The 11,936-nt window shown below is 47.0% G+C and carries 11 protein-coding genes and 1 pseudogene; 2 read left to right on the forward strand and 10 right to left on the reverse strand.

The annotated features are described in order from the left end of the window. Window positions 1–432: 432 nt before the first annotated feature. Complete coding sequence (locus KU854_RS02865) at window positions 433–849, reverse strand: GFA family protein (protein WP_218356977.1); 417 nt, start codon at window positions 847–849, stop codon at window positions 433–435. Between the two features lie 308 nt (window positions 850–1,157). Here KU854_RS02865 and KU854_RS02870 point away from each other — a divergent pair, with 308 nt between their 5' ends. After that, window positions 1,158–2,345 carry an acyltransferase family protein gene (locus KU854_RS02870; RefSeq protein WP_218356978.1) on the forward strand — a complete coding sequence of 396 codons (1,188 nt, stop codon included), beginning with the start codon at window positions 1,158–1,160 and terminating at the stop codon, window positions 2,343–2,345. 61 nt (window positions 2,346–2,406) lie between these two features. Here the strand turns inward: KU854_RS02870 and KU854_RS02875 are convergent, their stop codons facing one another. The 6 genes from KU854_RS02875 to KU854_RS02900 all read right to left on the reverse strand — a co-directional run bounded on the left by KU854_RS02875 (window position 2,407) and on the right by KU854_RS02900 (window position 7,596). Then, window positions 2,407–3,123 carry a hypothetical protein gene (locus KU854_RS02875; RefSeq protein WP_218356979.1) on the reverse strand — a complete coding sequence of 239 codons (717 nt, stop codon included), beginning with the start codon at window positions 3,121–3,123 and terminating at the stop codon, window positions 2,407–2,409. Window positions 3,124–3,282: 159 nt separating this feature from the next. Continuing rightward, window positions 3,283–3,744 (reverse strand): GNAT family N-acetyltransferase, encoded by a 462-nt coding sequence (locus tag KU854_RS02880; protein WP_218356980.1) that lies wholly within the window; start codon window positions 3,742–3,744, stop codon window positions 3,283–3,285. Between the two features lie 9 nt (window positions 3,745–3,753). Next, window positions 3,754–4,014, reverse strand: coding sequence for a hypothetical protein (locus KU854_RS02885; protein WP_218356981.1), 261 nt, complete (start codon window positions 4,012–4,014; stop codon window positions 3,754–3,756). Between the two features lie 36 nt (window positions 4,015–4,050). After that, window positions 4,051–4,563, reverse strand: a complete 513-nt coding sequence (locus KU854_RS02890; RefSeq protein WP_218356982.1) for a phosphotransferase-like protein — start codon at window positions 4,561–4,563, stop codon at window positions 4,051–4,053. A 401-nt stretch (window positions 4,564–4,964) separates the two neighbouring features. After that, entirely contained in the window at window positions 4,965–5,594 is a 630-nt protein-coding gene (locus KU854_RS02895; RefSeq protein WP_218356983.1) for a class GN sortase, read from the reverse strand. Window positions 5,595–5,613: 19 nt separating this feature from the next. Further along, window positions 5,614–7,596 carry a marine proteobacterial sortase target protein gene (locus KU854_RS02900; protein ID WP_255555373.1) on the reverse strand — a complete coding sequence of 661 codons (1,983 nt, stop codon included), beginning with the start codon at window positions 7,594–7,596 and terminating at the stop codon, window positions 5,614–5,616. A gap of 877 nt (window positions 7,597–8,473) precedes the next feature. Between KU854_RS02900 and KU854_RS25125 the strand changes: the two are divergent. Continuing rightward, a pseudogene (locus KU854_RS25125) lies at window positions 8,474–10,522 on the forward strand (M66 family metalloprotease). A gap of 45 nt (window positions 10,523–10,567) precedes the next feature. On the opposite strand, the gene KU854_RS02915 reads toward KU854_RS25125, so the two are convergent. From KU854_RS02915 to matP, 3 genes are read right to left on the reverse strand one after another with little or no spacing between them, the layout of a single operon-like run. Then, the gene (locus tag KU854_RS02915) at window positions 10,568–10,984 is read right to left on the reverse strand and encodes a PPC domain-containing DNA-binding protein (RefSeq protein ID WP_255555374.1); all 417 of its coding nucleotides are present in this window, start codon (window positions 10,982–10,984) and stop codon (window positions 10,568–10,570) included. Continuing rightward, window positions 10,981–11,271 (reverse strand): DUF3634 family protein, encoded by a 291-nt coding sequence (locus KU854_RS02920; RefSeq protein ID WP_054780556.1) that lies wholly within the window; start codon window positions 11,269–11,271, stop codon window positions 10,981–10,983. The genes KU854_RS02915 and KU854_RS02920 overlap by 4 nt, the downstream gene beginning before the upstream one ends. A gap of 9 nt (window positions 11,272–11,280) precedes the next feature. Next, window positions 11,281–11,730, reverse strand: a complete 450-nt coding sequence (gene matP, locus KU854_RS02925) for a macrodomain Ter protein MatP (protein WP_218356987.1) — start codon at window positions 11,728–11,730, stop codon at window positions 11,281–11,283. Window positions 11,731–11,936: the final 206 nt, after the last annotated feature.

An 11,936-nucleotide genomic window follows, 5' to 3' on the forward strand; every position in this document is an offset into this window, starting at 1 on the left:
TCATATCTAATTTCTCTAAGCACTTCATAAAATAACTTCTCATTTTGTTGTGGATGACGCGGGAGTGAATTTGGTAGGAATCGCACGAGAACCATCACTTTTAAACATCATCATAGTTTTTCACTAAGGCAGCACGCATCGCGAGTACCGCCGTATATGATAAATAACTGAACAAAAAGACGCCTAAAAAGCGCCCTTATTAATCGTGCGAATTATATATTATCTGTCTGTTATAAAGACAAAATTCCAACTGTGCTGCTATTCAATTGCATGAGTTTTCGCCTATCCCGAAACTAAGTTTAAAGTCCTTACCGTCTAGCTCATCAATTAAGATGCCGCAGATCCGAGAACCGGGCGCAATCCATATCAGCGCCCTTTCTACCGTCTCTTGTCTCCAGCCTCGGATCTCCCGTCTCACAATCTCTAAAACCTTCAGCTTTCCTTCCCAAAATACGCCATGATTTCTGCCGTTGTCATTTCCTGGGTTTCGTTGGTGAAGCAGTAATAACTTGGGCGGACATCGCTGAAGTATTGCATTTCCATTTCCAGCTCTGGCAAGTCGGAGAATAAGCCCAACGACATGTTGTACTCGCCGGTTGCTTTGAACTTGTAGAACAAGTGCGTACCACATTCAGAGCAGAAACCGCGGGATGCCCAGGTTGAAGATTCATACATCTTGATGTGTTCTTCGCCCTCAATGCGAACCTTGGTACCGCATTTGACGGCAAAGTATGGTGCGCCGCCCCAGGTGCGGCATGACTGACAATGGCAGACGGTAAACTTGGGATTAATTTCTTCGGCCGTGATTTTTACCTGCCCGCAAAGACAGCTTGTTTCTGTATGTGCCATGTTCAACTTCCTTCAATTTCTGTTGGTCTGACTGAGTAATGAAGACTCTAGCAAATAATGCTGTATATAAATACAGCATTATTTGAGGATCCCATACGCTTATCACTTTTTGGGCGCAGTGTCTCCGCGTGGCTTGTCTTCTGGTTGCTATCACGTTTACCCGTCAGCGCCCTGCGTCATTCTCATCGCTGTTAGAAAGATCCTTCACAATATCCCATATGCAAATTGAGGCATTACTGCGAACGCTGATAATTTATTTCTCGCTGTGAAATAAATGCTTTTTGCTCATAACAACAAGGAATTGGTTTATGCGTCAGGAACTCCCTATGCTGACCTCGATTCGGGGTTTTGCAGCTTTGATCGTTTCGTATTTTCATGCCCGTTTAGTCCTGTTTCCGCAATGGAAAGCAGGGATTGCCGAGAGCACGCAGTTTCTCGAAGTTGGCTTTATCTGGGTTGATCTCTTCTTCATTTTAAGTGGATACGTGATGATGCATGTCTACAGGGAGAGCTTTCAATCTGAGGTGACGTTTGCGAAATGGCGTGGCTTTATGTGGCTGCGCTTCAGCCGAATTTATCCGCTGTTTCTGACTACCTTATTGGTGCTGGTACTTTGGGAAAGCTACAAGTACTTAAATACTTTGTACTTTTATGGTGGTCCCTTGTTGGGAAGCTGGGGTCTGAATGGTGCGTCGGCGTTTGAAGGGCCATTCAATCATCTGGGTGCCCTTTTGCCAAATCTCTTTCTGGTTCAAGGTATCTCTACCCACAGCTCGCTTTCTTGGAACTTCCCGGGCTGGTCATTAAGTGTGGAATGGCTGAGTTATATGCTGTTTCCGATGATAGTCGCTTTATTGGGAGCGAATGCTAAGCGCGGAATGTGGTTACCACTGTTAATGGTGGTGGTGTTTTTCAGCATGGCAAACCAGTTTGGTACCGTTGATCTCACGAGCGGGTTGAACGCCCTATTCCGCGCTTTATGTGGATTCTCCTTTGGCATGTGGCTTTGCCTGATCCAACTGCCAAACTGGGTGAAGCGATTGGCGAACAATGATGTGGTGATGTTCTCTGTGGTCGGGGCCATTGTTTACTTGCTGCATCTAGGGTCAGACGTACGAATGAGCATGCTGGTTTATCTGTTGTTTGCAATTCTGGTTTTGTTTGGTGCAAATCAGGAAGCGCGAAAGTCCTTGTTCCTGGCGATCTTTGATAACCGGTTTACCCGTTTTCTGGGCGATATTTCTTATTCTGTTTATCTATGGCATGCGGTGATTTTGTTGGTTGGCGTTGAAGTGATGCATCAGTTTATGCCAAATACGCTGGCGCTTTGGTATCAACAAACAGGTACCGGGTATCTGGTTGCAGCGCTTATTGGTTATGGTGTGTTGATGGTTGCAGTGTCGTCACTGACTTACTATTTACTTGAAAAACCTGCATTGAAGGCGTTGCGGAACATCGCCAATAAACGCAAACCTTTGAACACAGCGAACGCATAAAAATCAAAAAGGCGCTCTTTTCTGAGCGCCTTTCACTTTTTCGAAACGGTAATTGTCTGAATTAGTTAGACAGTTCTGCGCTGCCCCACAACAGGTTGCCTTTACGGCCAATAACGCCCGCGACATAGTCTGAACCTTGATTGCTCAATGTGACGATCACGCCGTAGGTGTACTTCCCTTCAAAGTCATCACTCCCGCAGGACACGGCAGTTGCTTCGGTCACATTGAAGTATTCGTCTTTACGTTCGAAGGTTCCTGAAACCGTACACGTTCCATTCACAGTGAACGTGCCGTCTTCATTGATGATCCATTCCGCGCCATCATTGTAGTTGAGGTGCGAACCGGAAACGGCTTCGACAGCCAGTGAGTCGGGCGCTTTGGTCAGATCGAAACTGTACACCTCTCCCGCCAGGTCAATGCTTGCTTTGGCAGAGTTGTTGCCAAAGGTGATATTTGATTGCATTGCTGGACTGTAAACCAAACTACCTGAACTGCCATCCGCCAACGTGAGTCCGGTTGTGGTCAGTTTCTTGTTCGATAGCTTTGCGGTATCCGCGACCATAACAACGCTGGTACTAAAATCCGCAATGATGACCGGCTGAGACGTTCTTCCTGTATCAACCAGCATCATCCCCAGGTAATTGGGTTCGACGTAAATACCATCGTATTTTGCGCCAGAACCACCAATAGGCTTGGAGCCTTCATCATCGCCACCACCGCCGCCACAGCCTGCTAATGCTAGCCCAATCGCTGCTGCTAAAGCCCACTTTCCTTGCATTTTCAAATCCTCATTTTAAGTGACGAGGCATTTTTATACGCACATGAATTCCCAGGAAATTCATGTGTTATCGGTGCGATTGAAAGGAAGGATTTAGCGGCGGATTCTCACGAAGCCAAACGAAATATTGGAGTGATATATCACAATTTTCAGGTGCGATTAGCGAAGGATTTTTCGTCGTACAGATACGTCTACGCCCCGGTAATTAACCTGTTCCAGCTCTTCAAAGCCGAGCTTTGCGTAGAGGCCTCCAGAAAGATCTTCTGTTTGCAGGTGCAAGGCTTCAACACCGAAGTGTTTCGCAATGCGTTCAAGCTCCAATACCATTTTTGACGCCAGCATTTTTCCGCGGTACAGCGGTTCAACATAAACGCCGCCCACCCAGTGCTCTTTGTCCTGATAGATGCTCATTTCATGAAAACAGAGATACGCACAACCCATCACGGTATTGTTTTCCATCGCTAGAATCATCAGCGGTATTTTGTCTTTATTCAGGTATTCGCTGAGCTTGGTTTCATTGCGTTCAAGTGTTGCGTTGGAAAGGTGTCCCCATTGGTCGAGAAACCACTGGGCTACCTGGGGTTTAAAGTCCGCTTTGTCGGCTAGGAAGATAAACTGCATATCAGCCCCCTACTTTGTTTTCAGCATTTCGATCTGACGTTTGGTTTTCAACCAGGAAAAGAGGCCGTAGAAAATGCCACCAACCGGAAACACCCAGATTGAAAATGACAGTGAGGACATAAAGCTTTGACCGGTGAAAAATGGTGTGATGGCGGCGTAAAACAGTGCGGTAGGAATGCCCCAGAGGATTACACCATACACCAGAATGTGTTTGGGTAATCCCATTTCGATTTTTCGCTGGAGTTTGTTGAGAGTTTCTTTGCTTTCCACGTTGAGTTGGTACTTTTTTATGAAGTTGTAGTGCCTTTATGCCTTGGCCGTCGCTTCATTCAAAGTTGCCGCAATGATTGTTGCCAGTTCACTCACAGAAGTTGTCGTGCTATCGAGTTCTAGATCATAGTTCAGATGATACGGACACATTCCGAAGTCGTGTCTGGCTTCCTCTACGGTTTTATCCCCGCGATCAAAGATACGTTTTTCCAGTTCGTTGAGTTCGCAGTGCAAGCCAACATAGAAACGTTCTACGCCTTCAAATGCCAGTTCCATTTTCAGCGCGTTCTGAGATTTTGAAATTGCAGATTCGAAAATGACAAAGTGCCCGGCTTCAATCAGGGCTTTGACACAGGCAATCGAGCTTAAAAACAGGCTCTCTTTGTGGGCGCGCGTTTTCTTTCTTACCGGTAAAGGTTGGGTGTTGATCAGGGTATCTTCGGAGAAATAGAGCCATTGTTGAGGAAGAAGTTTTTTCTGCAGTGTCTCGGCGATAGAGGTTTTTCCTGAAGCGATTGGGCCATCAAGGACAATTAATTGGGTTTCCATACGACTTAAAATACCAGTTGCCTGTCTATCCCTACATCATTCTGCTGTGCGTATGTTTTTGAAAGAACTGTTGTAAAACCGCATGAAAAAATGCGACTCATCTTAAGCTGTATCACTATTGATTCAGTGCTCATCGTCAAACTCTTTTAAACACCAAAGCGGTTGAGTTGCAGTAAAAACCAATATGACTCGAACAACCTGTTTCTAATATTGTGGCCCATGTTTGACGTACTATGGTTTAGGTACATCACTACTCTTTGCGCGCCTCAGGGCGCTCTTTTTTTACGTAGCACATGACTCAAACAACCTCTGATTCACCAGTCTAATTATCTGTTCGCTAAAGGAAATTAGTGAGATTATTTAAAAGCACACACCTCATAAGTTATAGTGCGTTATATTCATTACATCCAACCCGAACGAATACTAACAACGGAAGATAATTCCCCTACCTGGTCTTCCCCTTGAATAACTGGGGTCGCGATTACCACAAGGCGTTGATTGGAATTGATCACATTCGATGGATAACAAGTGACCAATGTCAGTCGATCTTCTCCACTGTTTTCAATCCATTTAGTGTCAGACTCATGAACTACGTTTATCGCTGTGACTTTGTAGCTGATATTGGTTCCTGACCGTGTTTCCAACGCCATAATATCGCCTTTCTTGGCCGACTGCAGGCCGGAAAAATGGGTGTCGTTGTGGCCGAATATCACCACATTTCCCCTTCTGCCCGGCTCTGCGGTGTTCATTTGCAGCGTAGGTCCAAATGCCAGGTTTCTCGCATTGGCACCGGAGAGCACCCAAAGTGGTCTGTTTTCACCGAAGATTAGCTTTGCTGCAGGATAGGTATCCGCCCACGGCCAGGGAGCCAATTTGTCCTGACTCATTTTTTGCTTATCCCACGCCCGCTCAATGAGCACTTGTGCAACCAATGCCTTGGTTTTTATGTAGATCCCCTTTCCTATCATGGCGCCTCCGCTCGCGATACCGACGATAAACAGCAGCATCCCTATCCGTTTCGCTATTTGCATATATAGACTCCCTGAGTGGTTAGATGCGCGAGCGCCAGATTTGGTCACCTTTGGGCTTGAGCAGGCAGAATCCGATCAAACTTATGGCTGTTATCAATGCACCGAACAAGATATCCAGGTGGCTACCCAACCCGCTTTGCAGCATTATCAGGTTGTTTTTAGGCGCATGTGGAAGAATTAAAGCAGGCGTTGTTTCTGCATCATCAGGACGGCTTTGCGTTTTGTCGACGGCAATCAGCGACGTATGTTTGGTGACAAGATGATGCGCCAGTCCAAGCGCCGTGATCTGCGCTTCTTTATCATCAGCATCAATCTGCGTATTTAGCTCTAAGCTCTCTATCTTTTTACGTGCCCAAATCACATCAATCCCTGATGCCTTTGCTGGGGTCACGCTTTGCAAATCTATCTGCTGCTGCCAGGATTCAGCATTCTGTGTGCCTCTCACCACGAGAGAGTTTTGACCTTCAGGGATTTTAAATGCGATTTGAAGCGGTAGGTTCTGGTAGAGATCGGCGATTGGGTCTGGCCAGGCATCGACGCTGGAGCCATCTTTCCATTGCACCTGAATGTCTCGCATCACAGGCTTCGCAATGGCCTCAAACAGGGGTTTTAAGCCGGATGTGACCTGATTGGTGTTTCCAACAAAGGTAAATGTGCCTTTGCCTGCAATGGCGGCGCGCTTCATAAAATAGGCGTTGGGCGCAGAGCCAATGCCGACGGTAAACAACCTGCGGGAGCCCAACCCATGTTGGATCTGGTTAAACAGCGCTTCTTCATTGCCGACCGCACCGTCTGTGATAAACACGATCTGGTTTAAGTACCCTTCCAATGGCGCTGAATGGAATGCCTTTGATATCGCGGATGCCATTTCAGTGCCGCCATCCGCTTCCAGCTTCTGGATAAAACGGGTCACCTTCGCGATGTTTTCTCTACTTGCAGCGATCGGTGCTGTTGAGAGTTTCTTGGCGCTGTCGTTAAAGATGATCAGGTTGAAATAGCTCTCTGGGCGCAATTGCTGTAACCCAAACCGAAGCGCTTCTTTCGCCTGCGCAATTGAGTCGCCATACATTGACCCTGAAACGTCGAGAATAAAGGTGATGTTTTGCGGGATGATTTCTGTGTTTTTGCTGTTGGGCGGCATGGCCATCAGTAAACCAAAGCGCTGGCCTTCTTTTTCGTCCACAAACAGTGCCGCCGAGGGGGTGGCTGATGCTTGAGGCTCCCAGGTTAATACGAAGTCCTGATTGGCAATGTTTGCTTCACTGAGCGTGACAATGTAACGGCCACTGGAAAGCGCTTCAACATTGATTTCTGCTGCGGCACTTTGGATGTTTTCAATCGGAAGCCCCGCATTCAAATCCACTTCCAGCGTGAAATCAATGGGATCGTCGAGCAACGGATCGCGGTACTCACCGGTAATTTCAGTGGCATCCGGCACGGTTTCAGTCGGTATCGCCCAGCCGTTATGAAGCCTGGTTAACGGCGTGTCGGAAGCTGACTCAGAATCTGCCTGCGTAATCAGTTCAGATTCTGGCGGGCCCGGGATGTATCGCTGGGTAAATGTTGTCGGAAAACGCAAGCTGAAATGGCTGTTTTCATACCTCACTGTATCCTGATACTCAATAAGCACACGAATGGTCTCGCCCGGAGCTACATTGGCCAATTGGGTAGAAAACAGATTGGCGCGGTGTTGTTCAACCAGGGAGGCTTTCTTGCCTTCCGTTGCAGCCTGGTTGAACTGTTCACGCGCTTTTGCTTTGGGCTGGATTTCTCCTTCAATTATCCGCTCGCCGACATAAATTCGAAGGTGATCAACTGCAGCATCCTCCGGCAAAGGAAACAGGTAGCGCACATCGACCCAATCATCACTGGGATTTGTAAACCGCTGCTCCACTTTTGCGCGGGTTATCAGCCCGGTCACTTTCATTTGTACGGAAGTTGATAGCTGCGGCGCTGCAAGCCAGGTGTTTTGTCCCCGCCGCTCAACCTCCTGAATAAACAAACCGCTCTCTTGCGCACTCGCGCCTAATGGAAGCAAATTTAAGATAAATGCAATGACAACACTGCCGCACTTAACAGCTTTCCTCACCACGTTGAATGTCCCCATTTGACTGGCCTTTCCTTTAATAAGCGTTAAGGCCAGTAGAGCAAATCAATGTGTCTATGACGGGGAATGAAAATGTTCAAATAAGGCAAATTATGATGAATTATGGCACCACCAATCTTAAGTTATAGTGCATTAAAGAGTGATAGCCACCAGCCATGATATGCACATTATCCGTCATCTCATGCAAAACCCATTTTATTTCCCCGAGATTTTTCCAATCAAAGTGATTAATTAGTCAATTAATCAGACATTGAGAGTGTTTGGTTGGAAATATATAACCTTTCTATGAAGCAATATGTTGGATGTGCACTCCCTATCGGGTTCTGGTGGATTTAACATCACTATCTCAATTTAAAGACACCGGCTTTGTCAGGATTTCCATACTATGTCGCCTCTCTTACGCGATTAGTTTCAGGAAACTTATTACATGGAAATGCGTTTGTTTAAACATCGTCGCCTGGCGATGGGGATCGTCCTGGCGATGGTATCCAGCAGTGCCCCACTGGCTTTGGAAGTGACGTCACCCGACAAAGCCTACTTCAACAATAACTTTTACAATGACCTGAAAGGCTCTCTCGAGGGCTATGTCATGTTTGCGCAGCACTCCATCATCCCTGCCAAACAGCATATTGATGGGGATGTACAGCCCCACCTTACTGCTGAGCGCGATACGCTGGTAATGATGAAGCTATCCGAATCAGATCGTGATACTGCAGAACGGGTGTTTATGGCTGTTGCTGATGAGAACAATAAAATCATCAAACAATTTGCCATGTTCCCACCAGCCTCTTTGCCAAAAATTGCCGGTAGCGAATACGGCGCTGACCTCGATATCAACGATTTTGTGGCACCCACGGAATTCGATGCGACAGTCTACGACCAGGCGGCTTTAAATGATCTTGAGGATGCTTCGCAGTTTCTCTCTCTGTTGCAGAAAAACCCCAGAGTGAAGATTGAAACCGGCGACAGTCGCTGGATAAGAACTTTCAATTTGCCTGTCAATAAGTCTCTGGAAGGCCGAACCTTGGTGTTTCACTCAAACGCAGGCTACAACTCCACCATCAAATATGGCGAACGCAGCGAGCCACTGCAACGCGGTACAACGCTGGTGTTCCGCTTTGAAAATGGGCAATGGGCCAGCGAAAACGACGCAAAAATTGGCAACATAGGTTATGGCGAGTTCTGGTCGAGAAAAATCCCTGCCGCCTTAGTTAAGCCCGGAATGCGTATCTATTTCGCCACAAATGGCAAATACAGCGTGTTGAAGGATGTTGAGATTGGTGCGCCGACTGAATTGCTGCTTAACACTATCGACGTCGGCATGCTTACCCCGAACCGTGGGCAGTTTGAAATGCAGAAGAACCCTGAACTGGTTCGACAGTACTTTCAGACAATTCCGGTTTCCAAATTGATCGTGAATGAATTCACGCCGCTTTACCTGACAGAAATCATGATGCCAGATGGCACTTTTCTTACTGATTATGCGCAGGACACAGGAACCGTGCATCAGGGAAGCATGCGACAGGCTATAGGCAAGCAACTATTTTCGCTCGGGATCAATAACGCTAACTATGGTATCCACTCAACAGCACCGGGTGAGAAGAACCATCCCTATGCCGCAGCGCAAATTACTGCGCACAATACGATTGGACGCTATGAGAACGGCGTGGTTGTTCACGGTCTTTCAGGTGGCGGTGGCATTGTTACGCTCATGAACAGTACCGGCAATTAGTTTAGCCATGAGCTGGGCCACAACTATGGATTGGGGCATTATCCAAAAGGGTTCGATGGCTCTGTGCATCGTCAGGCCGATCAAATCAACTCTACCTGGGGATGGGATGCAGACAACAACTTTTGGTTGCCTAACTTTGGGCGGAATCAGTCCTATGAGGATACGTGCCTGGATGACGTCTGTCAGAGTCCTTTTAACGGCTATGCGTTCAATAGAGATGCCATGGCGGGCGGTTCCCCTTATAACAGCGCGTTCAATCAATACACGCTCCATACACCTTACAGTGCCGCGACTATCCAGCGTTTTCTGGAAAACAAAGCGGTGTTTGATTCGTCTTCGCCAACGGGTTACTCCAAGTGGAATGCTACAAGCGGCAAGATGGAGCCTTGGACGCTGATGGTTTCCCCTTCACGGGTGACATTGAATGCTTCGCCTTATCAAGTGAGTGAAGATGGGCTCTCTTCGCTGCTTGATGCCTCTGACGTTGTCTTGATCAACTTCTACGATGGCAGTTGGACAAGGGATATCTATGTTCCTGAAGCGAACGAGGAGAACGCAGGTAAGCTGATTAAAATCAACCACCAAGCAACTTTCTACTCCAATCTTCATATCAATGGCTCATCACTGCGTTTAGATGGGGGTAAAGCGCTTCTCTTCCGTTCTGATGGTGAAAGCTGGGTAAGTTTGGATGAAGAGCCTGCAGTTCAGGATGTGGCGAGGATCCCGCAAAAAGTAGGTGTTGCTACTACTACCTTGCTTGGGTTCTACGATCCTGAAAACAAGCTGACCAGTTATATTTACCCGGCAACACACGGTGCATACGGCATGGTGTTTGAGCCAGACAATGGCGATGACCGCTGCCAGCTGAATGTAGAGACAACCGAAGCCGGCGTCATCAGCTATGCGCTTAGCAGTAGACGTCTTTCCAAAGACTCGATGAATCAGTTTAACGTCAATATTGAGCGGGCGCTTGATCCTGTCCAAGCTGAAATAGTCTGTGATGACCAAGTTCTGGCGACACGTGTTATCGATCCACCAGCCTATATACCTAGCGTTACTATCAAAGAAGCTGCTTCGTTAAAGCATTAAAAGGAAAGGCAGTAAAAATGAACGGACGCTTTTTAGCGTCCGTTTTCATCTCTGCCGTATAACCAGTTCGGTATACCCGGTGTCAGGGTCTGGCTCGCGGGAAAATTCGTAGCTGTCGAAAACCAAAAGACAGACTTCCGCCGTGTGACTGACAATGGTTCCATCGCAAAGGTGGCCGCCTAACATTGCACCTTGTGCATCAGCGACGGAGATATGCAGATGGGCATGTTCTGGAGTGAGCGTGCCAGATACAGAAATTATCTCGAAATCTTCTTCCCGAGAGAGCGTTGAATTACCGTCTGCCAGCCGAATGACGAGCTTTGAAACGCAACCTACTACAGATGCAACACAACCAGCTTTAATGTCGTTATTTTGGATTGCAGTGAGTATGGATTGCTTTAGATCAGCCCCTCGGGTTAACCGAAACACCAGGGGCTTTGCTGATGAGCTGTTCATCTTCATTTGAAGGATTTGTGCGGAAATACGTTACGGATGCGCTGTTGCACTTTGTGGTCGATATCGCGAGATAACACCAGCTTGGCTGGCTTAAAGCGATTACGGTAAACCTTGACGGTACCGCTGAATGGCGTTCTTTTGCTTATCTCGGTGCAATCATGGAGGAATCCCTGAGGGATCTTCCCTTTCTTTTTCACTATCTGACCATCTTTAAATTTGATGAGCAAAATTGGGCGGTCGATGGCGATAAATACAAACAAGGCAATAAAACTTGCTGCCAGAAAGAGCTCCATGCTGTCACCTTACATATCAAGCAAACTACTGAGATCCTTTTTGAGTGCATCAACTTTTTTGTTGGCATTCTGCGAGCGGTTTGCTTCGCCGATCAAATACTCAATGGTATCTGACAGCGTTGCATCAAGCTCTTGTGCTTTTATAGAGAGTTTTTCCCACACTCGGAAGTCCAAATCTATCGATTTCTTGCGAGTGTGTTCTTGTTCTGCATTAAAGTGACGCTTTCGCTTGGCGCGAATTGCCTGTTTGAGCTTGTTATCGAGCTCTTCTGACATGTGCTCAGAAATCCACTCAATCACTTTTGTAGGCTCGTGCTCCAGCGCTAACAAAGCGTTCACAGCCGCATCAACTTCACTTCTATCAATATGACGTGTGACGTTGGCGCCTTCTTTGTGTTTCTTGACCAGATAGTGCCATTTCCATCCGGCCTCAAGGTTTTCAAGTTGTTGATATTTCATAATTCGATTTGTTTTTTGTTGAGAGCAAAAGAAAAAGAAAGATACAGTGACAGCGTAACAGTAGATTAGTTTTTAAGCAAACTGGAGCCGCTATATCCCTTTGTTTTTTTCGATTTGGTGATCGCAATTCGGTTAACTGACCGCACGAAATGTCCCTGCCGTTTCCTTACCGTCAACAGAGGCTCAACTTCGCTACTTTGCCAGGC

Source organism: Enterovibrio paralichthyis (assembly GCF_019209835.1).
GTDB lineage: Bacteria > Pseudomonadota > Gammaproteobacteria > Enterobacterales > Vibrionaceae > Enterovibrio > Enterovibrio paralichthyis.